Raw genomic sequence first — 25,816 nt, 5'->3', positions numbered from 1 at the left:
ACCTAGCAATAGGTTGAGCAGCAAAAAAGGCGATCAAACGATCGCCTTTTTCTTTTGCTTCGAAGTATTAGATCGAGAGCTTATTTTCTTGTCGCGCATTCTCCCGACTAATACCTGAGACCCATTTATTAGTAGGGAGTCCAGTTTTTTCAAGGATCAGTTTTGCCCGTTTTGAGACATCCCTCCATTCCGCCTCGAGCTTAGGCCCTTTGAATCCAATCGCCACGACGTTGCAATCATGGGACTCTGGAAATAACAGCACTCTATTATTAAAGGCTTCGCAGATATTCTTAAGGTTTATATCAAAGCTTTTGTGTCGCGAGAATAAATTCACCGTCATGACACCGGGCCCTTTGAGAATATCGTAGCAACCTTTATAAAAATCCAAAGAGCTTGCCGCAGGGCCATCGCAAATCGCATCATACAAATCAACCTGAACAGCATCAAAGCAGTCTTGATACTTTTTATTCTTGACGAATAGTTTTGCATCAGCTTGTAGAGTTTCTAAGCGGCGATCATCGTCAGGTGTAAAAAACATCGATCTCGCAGAAACGATTACAGCGGGATTGAACTCTACTACGGTAGTTTTCACAGCTGGGCAATATCGATATTGAAATTTAGTTAATGCGCCAGTGCCTAAACCTAGCTGGGCTATCCGCATGCCAGGCTTAGTCTCTAAAAACAAAAGCCAGGCCATCATCTGCTGGTTGTACTCTAAATAAATCTCATCAGGATCACGAATACGCATCGCTCCCTGAATGGAGTCCGTACCAAAGTGAAGATAACGAACGCCGCCACTTTCAGAAAAAGTGACCGGCTCCATTAATCCATCAGCAGACAACTTAATTCGCCCAACGACGGGCATTGCGGAATAAGCGTAGCCAAGGGCTAGCCCCATCAGGGGTATCCAACCATTCAGGCGGACACCAGCTCATCTGTACAGCTCTAAATACACGCTCGGGATGAGGCATCATGACCATAAAACGACCATCGGGTGTCGTGACCCCAGTTAAACCATTGGGAGATCCGTTTGGATTCATTGGATAAGTTTCTGTTGGGTTGCCTTGATGATCAACAAAGCGGAATGAGGCCAAGCCTTGCTTTTGAATCTGCTCTAAGCTGCCCTGTTGACTGAAGTTGGCAAACCCTTCACCGTGAGCAATTGCAATGGGTATCTGACTTCCTTCCATACCTTGAGTGAATATTGAAGGTGAAGCCATTACTTCAGCCATCACCAAGCGAGCCTCATATTGCTCTGATTGATTGCGTGTAAATTTAGGCCAAGCTTCTGCACCCGGAATAATTCCTGAGAGATTGCTCATCATTTGGCAACCGTTACAAACACCTAATGCAAAGCTGTCATGACGCTCAAAGAACTTAGAAAACTGGTCTCGGAGCTGTTGGTTAAATAAAATTGTTTTAGCCCAACCCTCTCCAGCTCCCAATACGTCTCCATAACTAAAGCCACCACAGGCTATTAGGCCCCTAAAGTCTTCTAAGTTAGCTTTACCACTAAGTAAATCAGACATATGGACGTCATAGCTATCAAATCCAGCCCAATTAACGGAGTACGCCATTTCAACATGGGAGTTAACGCCCTGCTCTCGCAAAATAGCAACTTTAGGGCGTGCATTTTTGCCAATAAATGGCGCTGCAATATCTTCAGAAGGATTGAATGTGAGTTTAGGATTCATGCCTGAATCGGCAACATTCTCCAAGAGCGAGAATTCACTATCAGCACAGGCAGGATTGTCGCGTAAACGCGCTATTTGATAGCTAGTGTTAGTCCAGATCTTTTGCAGTACTTCACGCGGCTCAGCAAAAATATTTTTAGCATCGCGCCAAATTTCAATACGGCCGTTGGTATTGGGCTTGCCGATGACATGGCTATGAGCACTTAAGCCCAACTTTCTCAATACAGCAAACACCGCATCACGATCTTCTTTGCGAACCTGAATTACTGCGCCTAACTCTTCATTAAATAACGCGCGCAATGTTTGCTCATGGCGACGACCAGATACCTGTTGCGCCCAATTCTTAGCGTCACCATAATCAGGCTCTTGTCCAGCAACCATAGCGATCATATCTACGTTAAGCGAGATGCCGCAGTGGGAGGCAAAAGCCATTTCAGCAACAGCAGCAAATAATCCACCATCAGAACGGTCGTGATAAGCCAAAAGCTTATTCTCTTTACGCAGTTCAATAATGGCGGCAGCCAAAGACTTCAAATCTTCTGGGTGATCAATATCAGGCGCTGATTTTCCGGACTGATCAAGCACTTGAGCCAAGATACTTCCCGCCATGCGATTCTTGCCACGCCCTAAATCGATCAAGATCAGCTCAGTCTCTTGTGGAGATCCGTCTTTATCCTTCAACTGCAGCAGAGGAGTCAATGTTTTACGGGCATCCAGCACAGATGCAAAAGCAGAGATGATTAAAGATACGGGTGCGACTACTTTCTTGGCTTCATCACCATCTTGCCATGCGGTAGACATAGATAAAGAATCCTTGCCAACTGGAATCGATATTCCAAGCGCAGGACACAGTTCCATACCAATTGCTTTAACGGAGTCATAGAGCTTGGCATCCTCACCAGGAGAACCGCATGCCGCCATCCAGTTTGCAGAAAGTTTTACGCTTTCGAGGCTGGCAATATCTGCAGCCAAGAGATTGGTAATCGCCTCACCCACTGCCATGCGCGCAGCCGCTGCTGCGTCTATAACCGCTAATGGGGTTCTTTCACCCATAGACATTGCTTCACCACGATAACCCTTGTAATCCATCAGAGTAACGGCGCAATCAGCTACAGGAACTTGCCATGGTCCAACAAACTGGTCTCTAGCATTTAGACCGCCAACAGTTCTGTCGCCAATCGTAATTAAGAATGATTTACTAGCTACGGTAGGTTGTTGCAAGACCCAGGCTATTGATTGCGCAAGATCAGCATCAGTTACATCTAATTCTTTGAACACCTGGGCAACTCTTGTAACGTTGCGATGCATCTTTGGAGGCTTACCAAGTAAAACTTCCATCGGCATATCAATTGGCAGCGCTGCATCATCAGATGACGGCTGCTTTGAGTCGCTTAATTTCAGCTGACGTTCTGCAGTTGCTTCACCAACTACTGCAAAAGGACAACGCTCACGTTCGCAAAATGATTTAAACAGGTCCAAATCTTTTGCATCAATAGCCAAAACATAACGTTCCTGAGATTCATTGCACCAAATCTCTGCAGGACTCATGCCACTTTCTTCGAGTGGAACGTTCCGTAGTTTAAATGAGGCCCCCAAACCAGCTCCATCCGCAAGCTCGGGGAATGCATTAGATATACCGCCCGCACCCACATCATGTATAGACACGATTGGATTGTGCTCACCAAGAGCGCGGCAGGCGTTAATCACTTCTTGTGCGCGACGCTCCATTTCTGGATTGCCTCGCTGTACAGAATCAAAATCAAGATCAGCAGTATTTGTCCCGGTTGCAACAGAACTACCAGTAGCACCGCCCATACCGATTCGCATGCCTGGACCACCCAATTGAATCAATAGGTGCCCTGGTTGAATTGCTTTTTTTGCAGTGTGGATTGAATCAATGCTTCCAATACCGCCGGCAATCATGATGGGCTTGTGATAACCACGACGTGTGCCATCTAATGTTTGCTCAAAGACTCTAAAGTAACCACCTAAAATTGGGCGACCAAATTCATTGTTGAATGCAGCGCCGCCTAGTGGCCCATCAATCATGATTTGTAAAGGTGTAGCAATGCGCTCAGGCTTGCCGTATTTCAGATTCTCCCAAGGAAGATCTGTGCCGGGAATATTCAAATTAGATACCGAGAAACCGGTAAGGCCAGCTTTAGGACGTCCGCCTATACCAGTGGCACCCTCATCACGAATTTCACCGCCCGCACCTGTAGATGCGCCAGGAAAAGGAGCGATCGCAGTCGGGTGATTATGAGTCTCCACCTTCATAAGGGTGTGGACCAAGCGCGTATCTTTTTCATAGCGTTGATCTTTACCTTGGGGAACCCAGGTTTCCGCTTCGCAGCCAACCATAACTGCAGAGTTGTCGGAATACGCAACAATCGTTCCCTCTGGTTTCAATTGATGAGTATTGCGGATCATGGCAAATAAAGATCGCTCTTGATCATCCCCATCAATTGTCCAGCTGGAATTAAAAATCTTATGGCGACAGTGTTCACTGTTTGCTTGTGCGAACATTATTAGCTCAACGTCTGATGGGTTGCGCTTTAGTCTAGTAAAGTTTTCAACTAGGTATGTCACCTCGTCATCGGACAAAGCAAGACCTAATTCTTGATTTGCTTTATCGAGAGCAGCTCGACCTTCAGTCATTACCGGTATACGTGTTAACGGCTTGTCTTCCAGTGATTGATATAAAGCATTAGCAGCTTCAGTTGAATCAATCACTGCTTCGGTCATTCTGTCGTGGACCGCAGCCAGCACTAATTGTTTTTGCTCTGACGACAGCGCTTTCTTGCTCTTCCATGAAAATTGAGCGCCCCGCTCAATACGCAATACATCCAATCCACATTGACGAGCGATATCTGTAGCCTTACTGGCCCATGGAGAAAGTGTTCCAAATCTTGGGATAACAATGACGCCTTGATTCTCGTTTTTGCTACTTCCGAACCAAGATTTTCCTGGATGTATTTTGGAATGAAATGGCTCGCCATAGGTCAACAAACTAGCCATGACTTCTTGATCTTTGGCGTTTAGCTCAGCCTCTGACCATATGAAATGAAGGTATTGAGCTTCAATGGACTCAAGATCAACCCCTTGCGCGGCCAAAGCAGCCAAAAGTCGCTGCTGGCGGAAGGGGGAAAGCGCATCAGCGCCGGGCAAAAAGTGGAAAAAAGACATCCCTAGATTATAAGGTTTTGCCTACAGCAATCGACCGCCTTGAAGGTGTAATTGCCGCTGGCACCGATCAGCCAGGGCTTGGTCGTGGGTGACCAAAATAAGGGTGGAATGATTGGCTCGATTTAGCTCAAAAAGCAGCTCAATAACCCGATTTCCGCTAACCTCATCCAGACTGCCCGTGGGCTCGTCAGCAAATAAAATCTCAGGCTTCATGATGAAGGCCCTAGCTAGCGCTACCCGTTGCTGCTCTCCGCCAGACAAGGTCGTGGGGAAATGATTGGCTCGCTCGCTTAAACCCACCTGTTCTAGGCAGGCCAATGCATTTTCCTTAGCCATCCCCATCCCATTTAGATCGGCCGGCAGCATGACGTTTTCAAGGGCTGTTAAATGAGGTAGCAATTGGAAGGATTGAAATACAAAGCCTACCTTTTGCCCTCGTAATTTCGCCCGCCCATCTTCGTCAAGCTGATTGAGATTTTGGGCGACCAATTCAACATGCCCACTAGAGGGGGTATCTAAGCCGGCTAGAAGACCGAGCAAAGTACTTTTCCCAGAACCCGACGCGCCAGTAATAGCAACACTTTCGCCATCAAAGACATCAAAGCTAATGTCGTGCAAAATAGTTAATGATCCATCGCTAGATAAAACTTCTTTACCTAGGTGTATTGCGCAAAGGACCTTGACTGGAATACTCATAAATGAATCAATATATTTGGTTGAACTTCTTGAGTAAAAAATTGCAAGCCATATTGATGGCAAGCTCCCTATTTTGCCTGTTTATTCCCTTTGGCACAAAGGCTCAGACCAATCCCGTTATTTTGGTTATGGGAGATAGTCTCTCGGCAGAATATGGATTAGCGCGCGGTACCGGGTGGGTAAAACTCCTGGAGGACCAACTTCATAAAGAGGCTAGCCCTTGGACTGTTTTTAACGCCAGCATTAGTGGGGAAACCAGTTCCGGTGGCATATCTAGATTACCAAAACTATTGGAACAAAAGAAACCAGGAATTGTCCTTTTAGAGCTTGGGGCAAATGATGCATTACGCGGATTATCAATCCAAGAGTCAGATAGAAATTTACGCAAGATGATTCAATTAAGCAAAAGCTCAGGAGCAAAAGTTCTATTGTTTGGAATGCAGATTCCACCCAATTATGGACAAGAGTACACCAAGCAATTTCAGGATCTGTATCCTAAGCTTGCTCGCCAGGAACAAGTTAAACTTGTGCCATTTTTTCTAAAGAATGTTGCTTCTGACATTGATTTATTTCAGGCAGATCGCATGCATCCTAATGAAAAGGCGCAAGCCATTCTCTTTAAAAACGTATGGGGCGCTATGGCCCCATATCAAGCACTGCTTAAGAGTAAATAAGTAATTTAACGATAAAGCTTAGCTGCCGGAACCTAATGATGGCGGCTTAAGAGGATTAATTATCTTAACGCCAGCAACATCACGCCAGTAAGACATAAAGCCAGCAAATTCAGACTGGGCTGCCAATGCTTGAATTTGTTGTGCTTGTGCCTTATGAACCTTGGCATCAATACCTGCAGGTTGCCTTGTCTGATCAACGCGATACAAAATGGTACCAACCCCTGGATTTTGAACAGAAACCAGCGCAGGGAATTTATCAGGATTGACGGACATCACTTCATCTAAAGCTCCACCCACTAAATTTGCAGGTTTATTACGAGAAACCCAAACCGGGCTAGCAAAGCCAGAACTATTCTTTGGATCTTTTTCTAATGCCGTAAAGCGATCTGCTGCAGCGCTGACGGCAAGTTTTTCAGCCATGCGTTGACTTACTTGACGCTTCACTTCAGCGGCAACATCTTTGTAAGGCAAAGTTTGAGCAGGATGAAAAATAACTACTCGCGCTGAAACAAAAACGCCTGGAGAGGTTTGTACGGCTTCAATATTCCGTTTGTTCTTAACAGCATCATCACCAAACAGGGATTGAACCACCTTAGGATTGGCCAGCGGATGATCTTTTGCAACGCCAGCTGCGCCGGAACGCGTTACGCCCTTCTGTGTTTGAACGCTCAGCTTTAATTTATCTGCAGCTGGCTTAAGGCTATCTGACTGGTCATAAGTCATATTGGCAAATTGATCCGCTTTCTCGCTAAATACTTTGGCATCTTCTTTTGGATCGGCCTTGAGAACGATGTACTCGACATCCACATACTCCGGACTCTCAAATAACTTCGTGTTAGAGGTATAGAAGGCCTGGAGGTCTTCTTGAGAAGGATTTACCTTGTTTAAATAATCTTTTGCATCAAAGGATAGAGCCTGAACTTGACGCTCAGTCTCATAAAGGGTTGAAACGATTTCAGATAATTTTGGACTAGCGATTTCTGTACGGGCTACAGAGTTCACCAATTGACTGATTTTTAAATCAAAAGCCTGGCTCGCATAAAACTGCTCTTCATTTAAGCCATTGCTAGCCAAGAGCTGTTTAAAGCGCGCATCATCGAAACTACCATCTTGTCTGTATAGCGCTCGAATCTGCGGAATATTTTGCAAGCTCTTCACGAGGGCTTCTTTCCCAACTTGTAAACGCAAATTGCTGACTGCAAACCCAAGGATGCGTTGTTGCAATAACTCATTCAAAATTGCTTGTCTAAATTGGAGGCTTTGAGCAATCTGCGCATTTCCACCAACGCGCTCAGCTTGACGTTTCGCAGCTGAATCCACTTCTTGAGCAGTAATAGGTTTGCCATTAACTTTGACAATATCAGTCTCTTTGTCCAAGAAACTGGAATAGCTAGAAATTCCAAAGAAGGCAAAGGATGGAACGATCAAAAGCATTAAAACAAACTGAAGAATTCGCTGGTGCTTACGGACGGTATCAAACATGTAAAAGTTCGCTAGTAAAAAAGATGAATACCACGAGTGTACTAGGCGCTGGGCTGATGGGTATTGAAATGCCTGAGTAGGCTAAGAAAAAGAAAAGAGGTAATAGTTTGGTGGGCGCTGAGAGGCTCGAACTCCCGACATTCTGCGTGTAAGGCAGACGCTCTACCAACTGAGCTAAGCGCCCCAAATTATCACAGCTGAGATTGTAACCTAAGCGTGGGTTTTGGGTGGATTTTCCGCTAAACAGACCTCTAACGACGAGGAGGATTTAACGAAAAATCGCCCTATTTTCAGTGCTTAAGAACGTCTGCGGCCGCACCCTTTTCATTTGCTTTACTAGCTTCTGAAGCCTTTTTAGCCAACTCTTCGGGCGTAGGATCTGGCAGAGCTTCAGGCATACGCTCTAAAGCCAGCTCCAACACTTTATCGATCCAGCGAACCGGAATAATTTCGATTGCATTTTTGACGTTGTCGGGAATATCAATCAGGTCCTTGACGTTCTCTTCGGGAATTAAGGCTAATTTAATGCCACCGCGATGAGCAGCCAAAAGCTTCTCTTTTAATCCGCCAATAGGCAATACTTCACCACGAAGCGTAATTTCACCTGTCATCGCAACATCTGAACGAATCGGAATCCCAGTAAATACAGATACCAAGGCTGTCGTAATCGCAATACCGGCAGATGGACCATCCTTAGGTGTTGCGCCATCAGGGAAGTGAATATGAATATCCTTCTTCTCAAAAGCTTCATCCGTAATGCCAAGTCGTTTAGATCTGGAGCGAACTACTGTTCTAGCTGCCTCAACGGATTCTTTCATCACATCACCAATAGAGCCGGTACGGGTAATAACACCCTTACCTGGCATCACAGCAGCTTCGATGGTGAGCAAATCGCCACCCACTTCAGTCCAGGCCAAACCGGTCACCTGACCAACTTGATTTTCTTTACCAGCTAAACCAAAGTCATACATGCGTACCGATAAGAACTTCTCCAAGTTGTCAGCATTCACAACGACTGGAGCTGCTTCTTTTTTCAAGAGCAATAGTTTTACAACCTTACGACAAATCTTACTAATTTCACGCTCTAAAGAACGTACCCCAGCCTCACGCGTGTAGTAACGAATCATGTTGCGAACCGCGCTATCTTCAATCTTGAGCTCGTCCTTCTTTAAGCCATTATTTTTGATTTGTTTAGGAATCAAATAATTAACAGCAATACTGGTTTTCTCATCCTCGGTATAACCAGCTAGACGAATAATCTCAAGACGATCTAACAATGGGCCAGGAATATTCAAGGAGTTCGAGGTAGCCACGAACATCACATCTGATAGATCAAAATCAACTTCTACATAGTGATCTTGGAAGGTGTGGTTTTGCTCAGGATCTAAAACCTCTAACAAAGCACTGGCTGGATCTCCGCGGAAATCCATACCCATCTTGTCTACTTCATCAAGAAGGAATAAAGGATTACGAACGCCCACCTTAGTGAGGCTACTCAAAATCTTACCTGGCATCGAACCAATATAGGTACGACGGTGACCACGAATCTCAGATTCATCACGCACACCACCTAAGGCCATGCGCACAAATTTTCGATTGGTCGCACGCGCAATAGATTGGCCTAAAGAAGTTTTACCAACACCAGGAGGGCCGACTAAGCAAAGAATCGGAGCCTTGACGCGATCAACGCGTTGTTGAACTGCGAGGTACTCCAAGATGCGTTCTTTAACTTTGTCCAAGCCATAGTGATCTTCATCCAATACTTTCTCAGCATTGGTAAGGTCGTTATTAATCTTAGTTTTTTTCTTCCAAGGCAGATTTACCAGCGTATCAATAAAGTTGCGGATGACCGTTGCCTCTGCAGACATGGGCGACATCAACTTGAGCTTCTTGAGTTCTGATTCTGCCTTTTTCAATGCCTCTTTAGGCATGCGCGCAGCCTTGATGCGCTTCTCGAGCTCTTCGAGATCAGCACCCTCTTCGCCTTCGCCTAACTCTTTCTGAATCGCTTTTACCTGTTCATTGAGGTAGTACTCGCGCTGACTCTTTTCCATCTGACGCTTAACACGTCCACGAATACGCTTCTCAACCTGCAGAATATCAATCTCACTCTCCAGATCAGCCAACAAGCTTTCTAGACGTTGTACAACATCCATCATTTCAAGTAAGCGTTGTTTTTGCTCTAGCTTCACAGGTAGATGCGCACAGATGGTGTCAGCTAAACGACTTGGATCATCTATGCCACCCAAAGAAGAGAGTATCTCTTGAGGCACTTTTTTATTGAGTTTTACGTATTGATCGAACTGCGCCATGATTGCGCGGCGTAAGGCTTCGGTTTCATGCGCATCAATTGCATTGATAGCAGTTGGCGTTGCTTCGCAATTGAAGTAACCCAGACTATCTTCAATTTGACTGACTTCTGCGCGCTGCACACCCTCAACGAGTACTTTCACAGTGCCATCAGGCAACTTGAGCATCTGCAAAATATTGGCGATACAGCCCACCTCATAGAGGTCCTCAATAACGGGCTCATCTTTAGCCGCTGTTTTTTGGGCTACCAAAAGAACATTTTTGCCAGTTTCCATGGCAGCCTCGAGGGCTTTAATCGATTTTGGGCGACCCACAAACAACGGGATCACCATATGAGGAAACACAACTACGTCCCGCAATGGGAGCAAAGGTAGTTGAATTGGTTCAGAGGGTAACAATAAGTGGCCAGGCATGGGGCAAATCCTCCAAAGTAATCAAACCTCAAAAGTCTTGTTTAGTAGCAATTGAATGAACAACCACTAAATAGAGACATTATTCATGAGTAGCATACTACCTATATGGGTAGGCTTTAGAGAAAAACAAGGGGTAAAAAGACAAAAAAGGGGCAAAAATGCCCCAAAAATAGCGAAAACCCTAGGAATTTAAGCTTTTTTGCTTAAATCTGCCTGCTCGACATCCTGTTTATAGACTAAAAGCGGTTTTCCGCCCTCAGCGATACTGCTTTCGTCGATAACCACTTTTTGGACATTCTTCAGGGATGGCAGGTCATACATGACATCCATCAAAGAGCCTTCAAGGATAGATCTCAGGCCACGAGCGCCAGTTTTGCGGGCGATTGCCTTCTTGGCAATAGCTGATAGTGCCTCGCGACGTACTTCGAGCTCAGAGCCTTCCATAGTCAAAAGTGCCTGATATTGCTTAACTAAGGCATTTTTAGGTTCGGTCAGAATCTGAATTAAAGCCTCTTCATCCAATTGAGCCAAAGTCGCAACAACGGGCAAGCGACCAATCAACTCTGGAATCAAGCCAAACTTAATCAGATCTTCTGGCTCAACTTCAATCAAGAGGTCACTTACACCGCGGTCATCTTTACCTGGAACAGTCGCATTGAATCCAATACCTGTTTTAGCAGTACGCTGCTGAATGACTTTTTCAAGTCCATCAAATGCGCCGCCACAAATAAACAAAATATTCGTTGTATCTACTTGTAAGAAATCTTGATTAGGATGCTTTCGTCCACCTTGAGGCGGTACAGAAGCCATCGTGCCTTCAACCAGCTTTAACAGCGCTTGTTGAACACCTTCACCAGATACATCGCGTGTAATGGATGGGTTATCTGACTTGCGTGAAATCTTGTCGATCTCATCAATATAGACAATCCCGCGCTGGGCTTTTTCTACGTTGTAGTCGCAAGCTTGTAATAATTTTTGGATGATGTTTTCAACGTCTTCACCAACATAACCTGCCTCAGTTAAGGTAGTTGCATCAGCCATCACAAATGGCACATCTAACATGCGCGCCAATGTTTGGGCTAATAATGTTTTACCTGAGCCAGTAGGCCCAATCAACAAAATATTACTCTTTGCAAGCTCTACACCATCAACCATTGCTTTAGCAGGGAGCTTAGATTCTTTCTTTTCTGCGCCCTCTACTGGCTTGCCATCCTTATCAAGTTTCTCTTTTTTAGGCTTAGGCAAATACTGTAGGCGCTTGTAGTGGTTGTATACGGCAACTGCCAATGTTTTCTTGGCATGATCTTGACCAATAACGTATTGGTCTAAGTTTTCACGAATCTGATGTGGTGTTGGTAGGGAGTCATCGCCCCCTTCTTTAGGTAGCTTGGCAATTTCTTCTTGAATAATGTCTGTGCAAAGATCAATGCACTCATCGCAAATAAAAACAGATGGGCCTGCAATGAGTTTTTTAACTTCATGCTGGCTCTTGCCGCAGAAAGAGCAATACAGAACTTTGTCTGCTGAATTCGTAATGTTGGTATCGCTCAAAATGGACTCTGTATATTTCTGTGAAAGATTAAGGACGCTTCTCGATAACCTTGTCGATCAAACCATAATCACGGGCTTGCTCAGCAGACATAAAGTTGTCGCGATCAGTATCCTTGGCAATCGTTTCGATCGATTGGCCGGTGCGGTCTGCCAAAATTTTGTTCAAGCGCTCACGCAAATACAAAATCTCACGAGCTTGAATCTCAATGTCAGATGCTTGACCGCGTGCACCACCTAATGGCTGATGAATCATGACGCGTGAATTTGGCAAAGCATAGCGCTTACCTTTTTCACCAGCACACAATAAGAATGCACCCATACTTGCTGCCATGCCCATACACAATGTGCTGACGTGCGGTTTGATGAATTGCATTGTGTCGTAGATAGCCAATCCTGCAGAAACTGAACCGCCTGGAGAGTTGATATATAGAGAAATTTCTTTATCTGGATTTTCACTCTCAAGGAACAGTAATTGCGCGATTACCAAGTTAGCAGTTTGGTCGTTTACTTCGCCAACCAAAAAAACTACGCGCTCACGCAACAATCTAGAGTAGATATCGTAAGCACGCTCACCTCTACCAGAGGTTTCAATCACCATTGGAACCAAGCCCAAGCCTTTTGGTTCTAGATTTTCAGACTGAGAATGGTTGTGGATCATTTTGAAACCTCTTATGGGTAAATAGATGACTTAGTTTAGCTTGCTGAGTTCTTCGAAGGTAACCGCTTTATCGCTTACTTTAGCTTGGGACGTGAAATACTTAATCACATTGTCTTCAAGCACGAGGTTTTCGATATCCTTCAAGCGACTTGGATTGCTGTAGAACCAGCGCACCACTTCTTTTGGATCTTCGTATGTAGCAGCCTGCTCATCAATTTCAGCTTTGATTTGATCTGCGGTAGCGGCCAAGTTTTGCTTCTTAACTAGCTCACTCAAAATCAAGCCAAGGCGAACACGCTTCGTAGCTTGCTCTGCAAAAATCTCAGCAGGAATAGGAGCATCTTTAGCATTCGGAACGCCACGCTGCATCAAATCCTGACGAGCGCCTTCAACTAAACGCTCTTGCTCAGAAGCAACCAAGGACTTGGGAACATCAAGTTCACATAAGCTATTGAGCTTGTCCATCACTTCATTCTTAAGCAAGGAGGTGATGCGGCGCTTAACTTCACGATCTAAATTCTCTTTTACTTCAGCACGCATTTTCGCAACACCACCTTCGGTAACGCCCAAAGACAATGCAAATGCATCATCAACAGCTGGTAGATGTGGCCAATTTACTGACTTCACAGTAATAGTGAACTCGGCCGTTTTGCCTGCAACGTCTTTACCGTGGTAATCAGCTGGGAAGCTCAACGGGAAAGATTTGCTCTCGCCTGCTTTAAGGCCCAATGTTGCAGCTTCGAACTCAGGCAGCATGCGCCCTTCGCCCAGTACGTATTCAAAGTTTTCTGCTTTACCACCAGCAAACTCAACGCCATCAATCTTGCCAACAAAATCAATCACCACTTGGTCACCGCTTTGTGCAGCAACATTAGAGCCGCCGTCGCCATGGGCACCAGCTTCACCGCGTGGGTGGTAATGAACCTGTTGTTTACGCAGCACATCTAAGGCGCGGTCAATTTCTGCCTCGCCAATATCGGTTGTGTGTTTGGTAACCTCTGCCTTGCTAAAGTCGCCAATTTTTACTTCTGGCAACACTTCAAAGAAAGCATTAAAAACAATCTTGTCAGCATCAATTTCACTCTTTGGCTCAAGGCGTGGTTGACCAGCTAAAGCAACACCTTCTTTTTGGGCTTGGTCATAAAAGAGTTCAGCAGCTTTATCAAACTGGAGTTCGAAATCCACTTGCATGCCATGTTGTTTTTCAACGAGTTTCTTTGGTACCTTGCCTGGGCGGAAGCCAGCCATTTTCATGGTCTTACCAACTTTAGCCAAACGGGCTTCACGCGCTTTTGCCAAATCGGCACGAGCGAATTCCAAAGTCATTTTGCGGTCTAGTGAACCTAAATTTTCTATCTGCACAGCCATTCTCGTCTCTTAATTGAAATCTGGAAATGTGAAGTCCAAGCCAAGTAGCAATCTTGTGGTGCGAGGAGGGGGACTCGAACCCCCACACCATTTCTGGCGTCAGGACCTAAACCTGGTGCGTCTACCAATTTCGCCATCCTCGCGATATCCGCAAACTGCCAAGCCTAGACTTCACTCTAAAGACCGTAATTCTACAATGCCTAGGGTTTTAGAGGATCTTTTAGGCCTTGTAGAGCAAAGCAACGGCATGGACGGCAATGCCCTCGCCTCTGCCTAAATGGCCCAGGGATTCATTTGTCTTAGCCTTAAGATTGACGTGACTAGGGGTCACAGCCAAATCTGAAGCAATATTGCGGACCATTTCTGGCAAAAAATCCGCCAATTTCGGCTTTTGGCAAATAATGGTGGCATCAACGTTACCAATCTGAAATCCTGCTGCCTGGATCTTTTGCAAGGCCGCTCTAAGCAAGATTCGACTGTCCATATCCTTAAATTGAGGATCTGTATCCGGAAATAACTGCCCAATATCATTTAAACCTGCAGCGCCCAATAATGCATCTGTTAAGGCGTGCAATAAAGCATCTGCATCCGAGTGACCCAATAAACCCTTTTCAAAGGGCACATGAACACCACCCAGAATCAATTTTCGGTCCGCTACCAATGCATGTACGTCGTAACCTTGGCCAATACGAAATTGCGGAATATGGGGATTGCTTTGAGTCATATTGGATTTCTCATTGTTTGGCGCTTGAACTTAAAAGCAATTGCATTAACTCCCAATCAGCTGGATGCGTGACTTTAAAGTTACGAGCGGCACCTTCAATCAATAAAGGTTTAGCTCCAGTTAACTCAATTGCGCTAGCCTCATCAGTAACGTCAGCCTCAAGGCGGATAGCATCCTGAAGGGCATCATGCAATTGTTTTAACCCAAACATCTGTGGCGTTTGCGCTTGCCAGAGATGCTCCCGCGGAATAGTTCTCTCTGAGTGCGGGATGTTTCCAGCAATCACTGAATCTAGATCAGCCTGTTTTAAGGTATCGGCCAACGGAATAGCTAGGATGCCACCACTATTAGATGTCTGTACTGAGTGAATGAGTTTCTCAATCAATGCCGGGGTGATACCTGGTCTAGCTGCATCATGAACCAGTATCCAGTCATCCTCAGGAATGCCTGCCTTTAGCATTTCAGCAAGAGTATTTCGGACTGTTTCTTGTCGAGTTGGTCCACCGGTTGCTACAACATGTATATCGGCCCCAGTGTTAGCGATAGTTCCTAAGATGGGGTTCTCAATAAAGCCAGGGCTGACACCAATCCAAATAGACTGGATCAGCGGAGATCCCTTAAAGGCTTCTAGCGCATAAGAGACCATGGGTTTGCCGGCTAGCTGCTGAAACTGCTTAGGCAACTCGCCACCTAGGCGCGAGCCAGTACCTGCTGTTGGCAAAAGGGCATGGCATTTCTTAATGGAATGATTTCCAGGGTGCATACCTGATTCTATAATGAGCGCAGATGTCTGATGCATTAAATCTAGCACCCCCTATACCTGCTCCGCGGGCTGGGCAGCGCTTTACCTTTTCAGGGCTGGTGGGCTCAGCAGATGCCGCTTTAATCGCTCAAACCGCCCTGCGCTACCGTGATCAGTTTTCAGTGATGGTCATTTTTTGTGCTCAAGCCCAGGAAGCCCAACGGCTTTTGGAAGAAATCCCCGCTTTTGCTCCGCAGCTAAAAACCAGACTTTTGCCTGATTGGGAAATTCTTCCCTATGACCATTTTTCACCGCATCAAGATTTGGTTTCCGAACGACTCGCCACTCTGTATGAATTACTGAATGGTAGTTGCGACATTGTTTTAGTTCCAGTGACAACCGCTTTGCAAAGATTGGGGCCGCCGAACTTTTTATCTGGCCATACTTTTTTCTTTCGGCAAGGTGACAAGCTGAATGAAGCTGCACTAAAGCTGCAACTGCAACAAGCTGGCTATGATCCTGTGAGCGCTGTAATGCGTCCCGGTGAATATAGTATTCGGGGTGGCTTGTTTGATTTATTTCCTATGGGATCAAATCTGCCATACCGATTGGATCTCTTTGGTGATGAAATTGAACAGATTCGGGCGTTTGATCCGGATACGCAACGAAGCCTATACCCCGTCAAGGAAGTCCGCCTTCTTCCTGGCCATGAGTTTCCATTTGATGATGCTTCACGCACTGCTTTTAGAGGCCGCTGGAGAGAAGTATTTGAGGGTGATCCGAGTCGCTGCTCAATTTACAAAGATGCCAACCTAGGCATACCTAGTGCAGGTATTGAATCCTACCTGCCTCTCTTCTTTGAAGAGAAATCCAACCTTTTTGATTACTTTCCACGCTCAGGTGATCCTGTATGGCTTGTCAGTATTGGCGATGTTGAAGAAACCATCAAAGGGTTTTGGAAGGACACGCTTTCTCGTTATGAGTTCCTCAAACACGATCTTGATCGCCCTATTCTTCCTCCAAAAGAATTGTTTCTGGATGTCGATGAATTTTTCAGCACCTCTAAATCGTATGCACGATTAACGCTTGAAAAAGACGGCGCCGAGAAAAGTCAATTCTTAGCCGTACCAGATATTGCGGTCCATCGCCGCGATACTGATCCGATCAATCTTCTTAGAAAAGTGGTGTCATCTGAAAAGGTTCGCGTACTTGTTTGTAGCGATAGTGCAGGTCGCAAAGAATCGATTCGACAACTCTTTGATGAAAGTAATTCGGTCGCCGGATTGGATGGCAAACCACTCTATCCGCTAAAGCCAGAGAGCTTTTACAGCATTGCCGAGTTTATTAAAAGCGAATCATTATTTGGATTGGTAACTGCACCGCTCTTTAATGGATTTTCATGGCCCGCTGAAAATCTTCTGGCCATTACCGAGGCAGAGTTATTTACTACAACAGCACGACAGAGGCGTAAGGGCAAAAGTAATGAGAATGCTGATCCTGACATGCTCTTTAAGGATCTGTCTGAGCTAAAGATCGGCGATCCCGTAGTTCATGCTGAACATGGTATTGGTCGCTACCAGGGATTAGTGCTTCTAAATTTAGCTCCGCCTAAAGAGGCGCCAATTTTTGAAGAGTTTTTGCATTTGCAATATTCAGGGCAGGCAACTTTGTATGTTCCTGTTCAGCAATTACAAATGGTCACACGTTATGCAGGCTCTGACCCTGATTCAGCGCCACTGCATCAATTAGGTTCGGGCCAATGGGATAAGGCCAAACGCAAGGCCGCCCAACAAATTCGAGATACCGCAGCAGAGCTATTAGGTCTCTATGCGGCTAGAGCGATACGCAAGGGTCATGCTTTTGAATTCTCAGCCCATGACTATGCTGCTTTTGCAGAAAGCTTTGGCTTTGAGGAAACTCCAGACCAAGCCAATGCTATTGCAGCAGTCATTGGCGATATGACTAGCGGCACACCAATGGATCGCTTAGTTTGCGGTGATGTTGGTTTTGGGAAGACCGAAGTAGCGCTCCGAGCAAGCTTTGTTGCAGTCATGGGCGGCAAACAAGTCGCCATTTTGGCGCCAACCACCCTACTAGCTGAGCAACATGTGGCTACCTGGAAAGATCGCTTTGCCGATTGGCCGGTCCGCATTGTGGAGTTGTCACGCTTTAAAACAACCAAGGAAATTAATGCAGCCCTAGAGGCCATTGCCAAAGGTGATGCAGACATCATTATTGGCACACATAAGTTACTTTCCAAGGAAACGCAATTTGCCAATCTTGGCCTAGTGATTGTGGACGAGGAACATCGCTTTGGAGTACGTCAAAAAGATGCTCTTAAGGCATTGCGTGCAGAAGTCGATATTCTGACGCTAACTGCTACACCCATCCCAAGAACCTTGGGCATGGCTATGGAAGGTTTACGTGAGTTTTCTATTATTGCCACTGCTCCACAGAAACGTCTGGCGATTAAGACCTTTGTTCGTCGCGAAGGAGATGGCGTTATTCGTGAGGCCGTGCTTCGTGAAATTAAACGTGGCGGCCAGGTCTACTTCCTGCATAACGAAGTTGAAACGATTCAGAATCGCAAGCATGCTTTACAAGAACTGATTCCGGAGGCGCGTATTAGTGTTGCGCACGGACAAATGCATGAACGCGAGCTGGAATCTGTCATGCGTGAATTTGTTACCCAGCGTACCAATATTTTGCTGTGTACCACGATTATTGAGACTGGTATTGACGTACCCACAGCGAACACCATCATCATGCACCGCGCTGATAAGTTTGGTTTAGCCCAATTACACCAACTGCGTGGTCGCGTTGGCCGCTCACATCACCAGGCTTATGCTTATTTGCTAGTGCCGGATCCTGAGGCACTTAGCAAGCAAGCTCAGTTGCGTCTTAATGCCATTCAAGCCATGGAAGAGCTTGGCTCTGGCTTCTATTTAGCTATGCATGATCTAGAAATTCGGGGGGCCGGTGAGGTTCTAGGCGACAAACAATCCGGTGAAATTCATGAGATTGGCTTCCAGTTGTATACCGAGATGCTCAATCGTGCCGTTAAGTCCCTGCGCAGTGGAAAGGAGCCTGATTTACTTTCACCATTGCAAGCAACCACCGATGTAAATCTCGGCGTTCCCGCTCTATTTCCGGAAGACTACTGCCCCGACGTTCACGAGCGTCTATCCTTATATAAACGTTTTGCTGGTACAAATGATTTCTCAGAGCTGATGGGATTGCGTGAAGAATTGGTTGATCGTTTCGGGGACCTTCCCGATCAAGCTAAATCTTTTTATGAGACTCACCGTCTACGTTTAGAGATGACCGGTTTTGGAATTAAGAAGATTGATGCCACACCTGCATCTATACAGATTCAATTCATCCCAAATCCACCGATTGACCCGATGAAGATCATTCAGCTCATCCAGTCCTCTAAGCATATTCAACTTAATGGCCAAGATAAGCTTAAGGTACTTCCTCAAAAAGATCGTGAATTTGAGAAGTTAGAACAACGCCTTGATGCCATACGCAATATCTTGCGAAGACTCAACGAATCAGCAGTATTGAGCTCTGCAAAAGTAAGTTAATAATCCGATTATTATTGAGCTATGCCTAATTACCAAGTTCTTGTTGCCCTGTCTAGAGAGCCTATTGCCGAGAAGCTGATCTTTTCATTAAAGGATCAAGCCTTAAAGCTGGGCATATCATTACACTCTAACGGCGGTCAAATTAGCAATGGAAGCTACTACTCCGAGCGTTTTGAAGCAAGCGCCCACCTGGATACAGTACAACGTGAGCAACTACGTACTATTGCAGCAAGCTTTAATGCCGACCTATGCTTTCTAAGGCCAGATCTATTGCCACAAGACATCCGCGTACTAGCGATGGATATGGATTCAACGTTGATTAATATTGAATGCATTGATGAGATTGCTGATTTCACAGGCAAGAAGTCCGCTGTAGCTGAAATTACCGAAGCTACTATGCGTGGTGAAATCAAAGACTTTAAAGAAAGCCTGAGAAGACGTGTTGCACTTTTAGAAGGTGTGCATGCTGATGCACTCGAATCCGTTTACAGAGAGCGCTTGAGCCCTAACCCTGGAGCAGCAGAGCTTTTAGCTGGGGCTCATGAACGTGGCTTGTACACCCTGCTTGTCTCAGGCGGGTTTACTTTCTTTACTGAAAAATTACGTCTAGAGCTTGGCTTCAAGCAAACGCAGGCGAATACGCTAGAAATCATCGATGGCAAGCTTACCGGCAAGGTTCTTGGCGATATTGTCGATGGCGCAGCGAAGGCCGCCCATCTAAACGAAGCTTGTGCTCGCCTTAGCTGCACTAAAGCGAATGCCATCACCATGGGTGATGGTGCCAACGATCTGATGATGATGAATGGCTCTGGCATCAGCGTTGCATACAAAGCAAAGCCTGTTGTCAAAGAAAAAGCCGATGCGGCTTTTGACCGAGTCGGCTTAGATGCTGCTTTACTACTGATCTCTTAGGCTTGTACCCAAGAGATCAGGGTAATAGTTATGCGTCTATGTTTATAGACGCTCAAAAATAGTAGCGATACCTTGACCACCACCAATACACATTGTTACCAAAGCATATTTACCTTGAACGCGGTGTAACTCATGGATTGCCTTAGTAGCAATCGCTGCGCCAGAACAGCCAATTGGATGACCCAAAGCGATTGCACCACCGTTGACGTTAGTCTTGGCTGGATCTAAACCTAAGCCCTTAGTAACCGCTAATGCTTGTGCTGCGAAGGCTTCATTAGATTCGATCACATCCATTTGATCTAATTTCAAGCCAGCACGTTCAAGCGCAATTTTGGTTGCAGGAATTGGTCCTTCACCCATGATGTGGTTTGGAACACCAGCAACTGCATAAGACACCAAGCGAGCGATAGGCTTATGACCAGCTTTCTTTGCTGTTTCAGCATCCGCCAATACAAAGAATGCGGCACCATCATTAATGCCTGATGCATTACCAGCCGTTACGGAACCACCCTCTTTTTTGAACACTGCCTTCATTTTGGCAAGCGTTTCCATCGTAGTTTCAGGCTTCACATGCTCATCGGTATCAAACACTACATCACCCTTACGAGTTTTAATAGTGATTGGCACGATCTGAGATTTAAAGCGACCTTCTTTAATTGCATTGGCTGCACGACGATGAGATTCAACGGCCAGAGCATCTTGCTCATCACGTGTTAACTTCCATTTTTCAACGAGATTTTCTGCTGTAACGCCCATATGACCAACACCAAATGGGTCGGTCAAAATACCAACCATCAAGTCGATCATTTTGGTATCGCCCATGCGTGCACCACTGCGCATCGCTGGAGAGCCATACATGCCGCGGGACATTACTTCCACGCCACCGCCAATGCCATAGTCACAATCGCCCAACATAATTTGCTGTGCGGTTGTAACAATTGCTTGCAAGCCAGAGCTACACAAACGATTTAATGCCATTGCCACTGATTCCATTGGCAGGCCAGCCTGGATCGATGCGACACGGGCGACATAGCCATAGCGACTATCTGTAGGAATAGTGTTACCCACAGTGATGTAATTAATCAAAGCAGGATCTACGCCTGAACGTGCTACCGCCTCTTTCATCACGATACCGCCGAGCTCGGAAGGCTCAAAACTACTGAGAGCGCCATTAAAGGTGCCAATTGCGGAACGAACTGCACTTAAGACAACGACATCACGACTCATATCAATCCCCTTTGCTAAGCCCAATTAATAGGCTGACTTTGTACTAAATAAGTAATCCAACTATCAGTTTTATTGCATTCGTCAAGTTTCGGCTATTAGGTCATGCCCTTGGGAGCTTATGACGGTAGCCTTGATGATTTCACCGGCACGATAGCGCTTAGAGGGTTTGCTAGGAGGCAAAACCCTCACTAGACCATCAATTTCTGGGGCATCACCAATGGTTCTGCCAATACCGCCAGACTCATCTACCCGATCAATAATGACCTGCATGCGCTTGCCTATTTTTTTAGCAAGTCGCTTGATAGAGATATCTTCTGCTTTAGCCATAAACCTGGCGCGCCGCTCTTCCCTGACTTCAGAGGGAATTGGGTTATCCAATTGGTTTGCTGTAGCTCCTTCAACAGGTGAGTAGGCAAAACAGCCGGCACGATCGATTTGCGCCTCATCCAAGAAATTGAGAAGATGCTCAAACTCTTCTTCAGTTTCTCCAGGGAAGCCTGCAATAAAGGTACTGCGAATAACTAAATCAGGACAAGCTTCGCGCCACGCTAAGATGCGCTCTAAATTCTTCTCACCACTCGCAGGGCGCTTCATGCGTTTGAGGACATCTGGGTGGGAATGCTGCAATGGAATATCCAAGTACGGTAGAACACCATAACCATGTTCTGAAAACTCGGCCATCAAAGGCAACACATCATCCACATGCGGGTAGGGATAAACATAATGCAATCTCACCCAAGCCTGGTGCTCGCGAGCAATTTGATTTAAGGCATTTACCAAATCAAACATTTTCGTTTTGACTGGTTTGCCATCCCAAAAGCCAGTGCGATATTGAATATCAACGCCATACGCACTTGTGTCTTGTGAGACAACTAGCAACTCTTTTACACCAGACTCAAACAATCTTTTAGCTTCAAGCAACACTTCACCAATCGGCCGTGAAACTAAATCACCACGCATATTGGGAATGATGCAGAAAGTACAGCGATGGTTACAGCCTTCACTAATTTTGAGATAGGCGTAGTGTTTTGGCGTGAGCTTTACGCCTGCTGGGGGAACTAAATCCGTGAAAGGATCATGCGGCTTAGGTAGATGCAAATGAATGGCTTGCATTACCTCGTCGGTAGCATGAGGCCCTGTAACGGCGAGGACTTTTGGGTGAATGCTCGAGATAAGATCACTACCGTCGGGATTTTTTCTGGCTCCTAAGCAACCAGTCACAATCACTTTGCCATTTTCAGCAAGAGCCTCGCCAATAGCCGAAAGACTCTCTTCTACGGCGGAGTCGATAAAGCCACAGGTATTCACAACTACAAGATCGGCGCCAGAGTAATCCTTGGCGGTCTCATATCCCTCAGCGCTCAATTGCGTCAGGATTAGTTCAGAGTCTACAAGCGCCTTAGGGCATCCTAAGGATACAAATCCAATTTTCCCAGCCACAACTATTCTTTTTCAGTTTTATTGGGCTGAGGGGTAAATGGAAAGTTTCCAAAAATATTTTGAGAACCCTGCACCTGTTCTTGCATTTTGATAAAGAGGTCTTTACTTTGCTCCATGTAGTTACCCATCAAGCCTTGCATCAGCGGGTTTTGGAGATTCATCATTTGTGACCATGCCTCTGGTGTACTGCCAGCACCGAGACCCTTCGTTTGATCGCCAAGCTTATTGTGAATGTCCACAAATGATTGCATGGTCTTCTCAAGATAGTTACCCATCAAACCCTGCATGGAGTTTCCATAAAAGCGAATGATTTGCGAAAGCATTTGTGATGAAAATACTGGTGCGCCACCAGCCTCTTCCTCAAGAATAATTTGCAGCAATATATTGCGCGTTAAATCTTCTTCAGTTTTGGCATCAACTACTTTAAATACTTCATTAGCCATAACCAAGTTTTTGATGTCAGATAGCGTGACATATGTACTTGTCTGGGTGTCGTAGAGACGACGATTCGGATACTTCTTGATGAGCCGATCTTCGCCAGCTCGTTTAGCGCGGGTAACCATGTATTTTCCTTACTATTTACTGCATCGCAACATCAGCGTAGTTTAGCCTTAAGTTGACCAAAAGGTAAATACGCTGTGTTGCGTACTGCACATACTGCAAATACTGAATTAATTGTTGCAATGCAATATTAACCAGTGTGGATACCCCCGTTTAAGGAGAAGTCTGCACCTGTAGCATAGCCACCATCGTCAGAAGCGATCCAGCAGCAGATAGAGGCAATCTCTTCCGGAGTGCCCAAGCGCTTGACTGGAATGCCAGAAACAATCTTTTCCAGGACGTCTTCGCGGATGGCTTTAACCATATCAGTACCGATATAACCAGGGGATACTGTATTTACAGTAACGCCCTTAGTGGCAACCTCTTGAGCTAGAGCCATAGTAAAGCCGTGCAGACCTGCCTTTGCAGTCGAATAGTTCGCCTGGCCAAACTGACCTTTTTGACCGTTTACAGAAGAAATATTAATAATCCGGCCCCAGTTGTTTTCAACCATGCCATCAATCACTTGTTTGGTAACGTTAAACAAGGAGTTCAGATTAGTGTCAATCACGGCTTTCCATGCGTCTGGGGTCATTTTGCGGAAAACGCTGTCACGGGTAATGCCGGCGTTATTTACCAATACGTCTACGCGACCCACTTCAGCCTTAACCTTTTCAAAGGCTGCAACAGTACTATCCCAATCGGAAACATTACCCTCAGAAGCGATAAAGTCATAACCCAAGGCTTTTTGCTCACCAATCCAGCGATCTTTACGCGGAGAATTTGGACCGCAGCCTGCAATCACTTTAAAGCCATCTTTAGCCAGACGTTGACAGATAGCGGTACCAATACCACCCATACCACCAGTTACATATGCGACTTTTTGAGACATTACTTTCCCCTTTTTAAAACCTTCGTTAATTATTAGTTGAGTTCCGGTGCTGCTTTTTCTTTTACATACACACCAGGTGCTGCTTCCATTTTTTTGTATTTAGTACTTCCAAAAGTAGTACTTGCTGGTTTCTTTTCGCCACCAAATTGCTCAAGCCATTTGGTGTAATCAGGCCACCAACTTCCTGAGATTTGTTGTGCGCCTTCTAGCCATTCCTGAGCTGTAGGAGCAATCTTGTTATTTTCAAAGTAATAGCGCTTATTTTTTGCCGGAGGATTAATCACCCCGGCAATATGTCCAGACGCACCTAATACGAAGTGATTTTTACCCTTGAGCAGATGGGTTGATTCATAAGCAGATTGCCACGGAACAATATGATCTTCTTGCGATGCATAAATATAGGCGGGGCAATTGATTTTTCCGAGATCTACTTTTTCACCGCAAATTTTTACTTTGCCAGGCTTGACTAAATCATTTTGCAAATAAGTGTGGCGCAGATACCAGCAGTACATTGCACCAGGAAGATTGGTGGAGTCGCCGTTCCAATACAGTAAATCAAATGGGGGTGGTGAGTTGCCTTTGAGATAGTTCTCCACTACGTAGTTCCATACCAAATCATTGGGTCGCAAGAATGAAAAGGTGTTGCCCAAATCAAGGCCAGACATCATGCCGTACTTACCGCCTTTACCGCCAATAGAGTTCTCGCGCATCTCCACCATACCTTCATCGATAAAGACATCGAGAATTCCGGTATCTGTGAAATCCAATAAGGTGGTTAGGAGCGTCAAGCTTGCTGCTGGGTGCTCGTCGCGGGCTGCCAGCACGGCTAATGCAGAGCTTGTTAAGGTCCCACCAACGCAGAATCCCAAGATATTAATTTGCTTGGTATCACCGATTTCTTTTACGACTTCAATTGCTTTGATAACGCCCTTGCCTACGTAATCGTCCCAACTCACTTGAGCCATGGAAGCATCTGGGTTCTTCCAGGAGACCAAGAACACGGTATGACCTTGGCTCACCATATGGCGCACTACAGAGTTGTCAGGCTGTAAATCGAGAATGTAATACTTATTGATGCATGGTGGCACCATTAAATAAGGGCGTTCAAATACTTGTTCTGTTAATGGTGTGTATTGAATTAACTCGAATAATTCATTACGAAAGACCACATGACCTTCTGTAGTGGCAATATTTTTGCCCACTTCAAAAGCAGATTCATCTGTTTGAGAGACCTTACCTTTTTTCATATCTCCCAACAAATTCACAATCCCTTTTTGAATGGATTGTCCTTGGGAGCTAATAATGCTTTCCAATACTTCTGGATTAGTAGCAATGAAGTTTGATGGCGATAGAGCATCAATCATTTGCTCAGTAGTGAAGAGGATTTTCTGTTTTGATTTTTCGTCAGTCTCAACTGCCTTTGCCAATTCCATGAGATGCTTGGAATTGAGTAAATAAGTAGCTGCAATCACTTTGCTCCACGAGGAGTGCCAAGCCTTACCAGCAAATCGACGGTCCTTTACTTCAATCGCTTCAGGATTGGTTGCAATGTGCGCTAATTCAGTGAAATATTCTTTTTGGATTTCAGATAAACGCTCTGGTGGAATGAGCGCCATATGATGCGGCGCCAAAGATGGTGTTGCACCGGTATTCATGCCTGCAAACATAGTGGTCTCTTCAATTAATTAGAGACATTCTCCGCCCTTAAGCACTATAGAGT

The 25,816-nt window shown here is 45.5% G+C and carries 18 protein-coding genes and 2 tRNA genes; 3 read left to right on the top strand and 17 right to left on the bottom strand.

The window, feature by feature from the left end; genetic code table 11:
* Window positions 1–67: 67 nt before the first annotated feature.
* From ICV90_RS05180 to ICV90_RS05170, 3 genes are read right to left on the bottom strand one after another with little or no spacing between them, the layout of a single operon-like run.
* Window positions 68–898, bottom strand: a complete 831-nt coding sequence (locus tag ICV90_RS05180) for a spermidine synthase (protein WP_251367694.1) — start codon at window positions 896–898, stop codon at window positions 68–70.
* On the bottom strand, window positions 843–4,880 hold the full coding sequence (purL, locus tag ICV90_RS05175) for a phosphoribosylformylglycinamidine synthase (protein ID WP_215356779.1): 4,038 nt from the start codon (window positions 4,878–4,880) through the stop codon (window positions 843–845). The genes ICV90_RS05180 and purL overlap by 56 nt, the downstream gene beginning before the upstream one ends.
* Window positions 4,881–4,901: 21 nt before the next feature.
* Window positions 4,902–5,576, bottom strand: coding sequence for an ABC transporter ATP-binding protein (locus ICV90_RS05170; RefSeq protein WP_215356778.1), 675 nt, complete (start codon window positions 5,574–5,576; stop codon window positions 4,902–4,904).
* Window positions 5,577–5,578: 2 nt separating this feature from the next.
* On the opposite strand from ICV90_RS05170, the gene ICV90_RS05165 reads away from it, so the two are divergent.
* On the top strand, window positions 5,579–6,250 hold the full coding sequence (locus tag ICV90_RS05165) for an arylesterase (RefSeq protein WP_215356777.1): 672 nt from the start codon (window positions 5,579–5,581) through the stop codon (window positions 6,248–6,250).
* A gap of 18 nt (window positions 6,251–6,268) precedes the next feature.
* Here ICV90_RS05165 and ICV90_RS05160 read toward each other — a convergent pair whose 3' ends face one another.
* From ICV90_RS05160 to ispD, 9 genes are all read right to left on the bottom strand, one after another.
* Complete coding sequence (locus tag ICV90_RS05160; protein ID WP_215356776.1) at window positions 6,269–7,732, bottom strand: SurA N-terminal domain-containing protein; 1,464 nt, start codon at window positions 7,730–7,732, stop codon at window positions 6,269–6,271.
* A 108-nt stretch (window positions 7,733–7,840) separates the two neighbouring features.
* Window positions 7,841–7,916: transfer RNA gene (locus tag ICV90_RS05155), tRNA-Val, on the bottom strand.
* Window positions 7,917–8,022: 106 nt separating this feature from the next.
* Window positions 8,023–10,455, bottom strand: coding sequence for an endopeptidase La (lon, locus tag ICV90_RS05150; protein ID WP_215356775.1), 2,433 nt, complete (start codon window positions 10,453–10,455; stop codon window positions 8,023–8,025).
* A 189-nt stretch (window positions 10,456–10,644) separates the two neighbouring features.
* Window positions 10,645–12,006 carry an ATP-dependent Clp protease ATP-binding subunit ClpX gene (clpX, locus tag ICV90_RS05145; protein ID WP_215360248.1) on the bottom strand — a complete coding sequence of 454 codons (1,362 nt, stop codon included), beginning with the start codon at window positions 12,004–12,006 and terminating at the stop codon, window positions 10,645–10,647.
* A gap of 28 nt (window positions 12,007–12,034) precedes the next feature.
* Window positions 12,035–12,664, bottom strand: a complete 630-nt coding sequence (gene clpP, locus ICV90_RS05140; protein ID WP_215360246.1) for an ATP-dependent Clp endopeptidase proteolytic subunit ClpP — start codon at window positions 12,662–12,664, stop codon at window positions 12,035–12,037.
* Window positions 12,665–12,694: 30 nt separating this feature from the next.
* Window positions 12,695–14,032: a trigger factor gene (gene tig / locus ICV90_RS05135; RefSeq protein ID WP_215360244.1), complete on the bottom strand. Its 1,338-nt coding sequence runs from the start codon at window positions 14,030–14,032 to the stop codon at window positions 12,695–12,697.
* A gap of 56 nt (window positions 14,033–14,088) precedes the next feature.
* Window positions 14,089–14,175, bottom strand: a tRNA-Leu gene (locus tag ICV90_RS05130).
* A gap of 77 nt (window positions 14,176–14,252) precedes the next feature.
* Window positions 14,253–14,756 (bottom strand): 2-C-methyl-D-erythritol 2,4-cyclodiphosphate synthase, encoded by a 504-nt coding sequence (ispF, locus tag ICV90_RS05125; RefSeq protein WP_072582403.1) that lies wholly within the window; start codon window positions 14,754–14,756, stop codon window positions 14,253–14,255.
* Between the two features lie 10 nt (window positions 14,757–14,766).
* Window positions 14,767–15,519, bottom strand: a complete 753-nt coding sequence (gene ispD / locus ICV90_RS05120; RefSeq protein ID WP_215360242.1) for a 2-C-methyl-D-erythritol 4-phosphate cytidylyltransferase — start codon at window positions 15,517–15,519, stop codon at window positions 14,767–14,769.
* Between the two features lie 23 nt (window positions 15,520–15,542).
* Here ispD and mfd point away from each other — a divergent pair, with 23 nt between their 5' ends.
* Both mfd and serB read left to right on the top strand, forming a co-directional pair.
* On the top strand, window positions 15,543–19,085 hold the full coding sequence (mfd, locus tag ICV90_RS05115; RefSeq protein WP_215360240.1) for a transcription-repair coupling factor: 3,543 nt from the start codon (window positions 15,543–15,545) through the stop codon (window positions 19,083–19,085).
* Window positions 19,086–19,106: 21 nt separating this feature from the next.
* Window positions 19,107–19,997: a phosphoserine phosphatase SerB gene (serB, locus tag ICV90_RS05110; RefSeq protein WP_215360239.1), complete on the top strand. Its 891-nt coding sequence runs from the start codon at window positions 19,107–19,109 to the stop codon at window positions 19,995–19,997.
* Between the two features lie 42 nt (window positions 19,998–20,039).
* Here serB and ICV90_RS05105 read toward each other — a convergent pair whose 3' ends face one another.
* The 5 genes from ICV90_RS05105 to phaC all read right to left on the bottom strand — a co-directional run bounded on the left by ICV90_RS05105 (window position 20,040) and on the right by phaC (window position 25,763).
* Complete coding sequence (locus tag ICV90_RS05105) at window positions 20,040–21,224, bottom strand: acetyl-CoA C-acyltransferase family protein (RefSeq protein ID WP_215360237.1); 1,185 nt, start codon at window positions 21,222–21,224, stop codon at window positions 20,040–20,042.
* A gap of 81 nt (window positions 21,225–21,305) precedes the next feature.
* Window positions 21,306–22,664, bottom strand: coding sequence for a 30S ribosomal protein S12 methylthiotransferase RimO (gene rimO, locus ICV90_RS05100; protein WP_215360235.1), 1,359 nt, complete (start codon window positions 22,662–22,664; stop codon window positions 21,306–21,308).
* 2 nt (window positions 22,665–22,666) lie between these two features.
* Entirely contained in the window at window positions 22,667–23,227 is a 561-nt protein-coding gene (gene phaR / locus ICV90_RS05095; protein WP_215322134.1) for a polyhydroxyalkanoate synthesis repressor PhaR, read from the bottom strand.
* A 128-nt stretch (window positions 23,228–23,355) separates the two neighbouring features.
* Window positions 23,356–24,096, bottom strand: coding sequence for a 3-ketoacyl-ACP reductase (locus tag ICV90_RS05090; protein ID WP_215360233.1), 741 nt, complete (start codon window positions 24,094–24,096; stop codon window positions 23,356–23,358).
* A 32-nt stretch (window positions 24,097–24,128) separates the two neighbouring features.
* Window positions 24,129–25,763: a class I poly(R)-hydroxyalkanoic acid synthase gene (phaC, locus tag ICV90_RS05085; RefSeq protein ID WP_215360231.1), complete on the bottom strand. Its 1,635-nt coding sequence runs from the start codon at window positions 25,761–25,763 to the stop codon at window positions 24,129–24,131.
* Window positions 25,764–25,816: the final 53 nt, after the last annotated feature.

Origin of the sequence: Polynucleobacter sp. JS-JIR-II-b4, assembly GCF_018687815.1 — a bacterium.
Classification (GTDB): domain Bacteria; phylum Pseudomonadota; class Gammaproteobacteria; order Burkholderiales; family Burkholderiaceae; genus Polynucleobacter.
This window is presented reverse-complemented; position numbering and strand designations above follow the sequence as displayed.

Bases quoted from the DNA above. Each gene is read 5' to 3' on its own strand.
- tig (WP_215360244.1), bottom strand. From the start codon at position 14,032: ATGGCTGTGCAGATAGAAAATTTAGGTTCACTAGACCGCAAAATGACT.
- ispD (WP_215360242.1), bottom strand. From the start codon at position 15,519: ATGCACCCTGGAAATCATTCCATTAAGAAATGCCATGCCCTTTTGCCA.
- ICV90_RS05165 (WP_215356777.1), top strand. From the start codon at position 5,579: ATGAATCAATATATTTGGTTGAACTTCTTGAGTAAAAAATTGCAAGCC.
- mfd (WP_215360240.1), top strand. From the start codon at position 15,543: ATGTCTGATGCATTAAATCTAGCACCCCCTATACCTGCTCCGCGGGCT.
- lon (WP_215356775.1), bottom strand. From the start codon at position 10,455: ATGCCTGGCCACTTATTGTTACCCTCTGAACCAATTCAACTACCTTTG.
- phaR (WP_215322134.1), bottom strand. From the start codon at position 23,227: ATGGTTACCCGCGCTAAACGAGCTGGCGAAGATCGGCTCATCAAGAAG.
- ICV90_RS05170 (WP_215356778.1), bottom strand. From the start codon at position 5,576: ATGAGTATTCCAGTCAAGGTCCTTTGCGCAATACACCTAGGTAAAGAA.
- ICV90_RS05090 (WP_215360233.1), bottom strand. From the start codon at position 24,096: ATGTCTCAAAAAGTCGCATATGTAACTGGTGGTATGGGTGGTATTGGT.
- clpP (WP_215360246.1), bottom strand. From the start codon at position 12,664: ATGATCCACAACCATTCTCAGTCTGAAAATCTAGAACCAAAAGGCTTG.
- ICV90_RS05180 (WP_251367694.1), bottom strand. From the start codon at position 898: ATGGGGCTAGCCCTTGGCTACGCTTATTCCGCAATGCCCGTCGTTGGG.
- ICV90_RS05160 (WP_215356776.1), bottom strand. From the start codon at position 7,732: ATGTTTGATACCGTCCGTAAGCACCAGCGAATTCTTCAGTTTGTTTTA.
- ICV90_RS05105 (WP_215360237.1), bottom strand. From the start codon at position 21,224: ATGAGTCGTGATGTCGTTGTCTTAAGTGCAGTTCGTTCCGCAATTGGC.
- serB (WP_215360239.1), top strand. From the start codon at position 19,107: ATGCCTAATTACCAAGTTCTTGTTGCCCTGTCTAGAGAGCCTATTGCC.
- purL (WP_215356779.1), bottom strand. From the start codon at position 4,880: ATGTCTTTTTTCCACTTTTTGCCCGGCGCTGATGCGCTTTCCCCCTTC.
- phaC (WP_215360231.1), bottom strand. From the start codon at position 25,763: ATGTTTGCAGGCATGAATACCGGTGCAACACCATCTTTGGCGCCGCAT.
- ispF (WP_072582403.1), bottom strand. From the start codon at position 14,756: ATGACTCAAAGCAATCCCCATATTCCGCAATTTCGTATTGGCCAAGGT.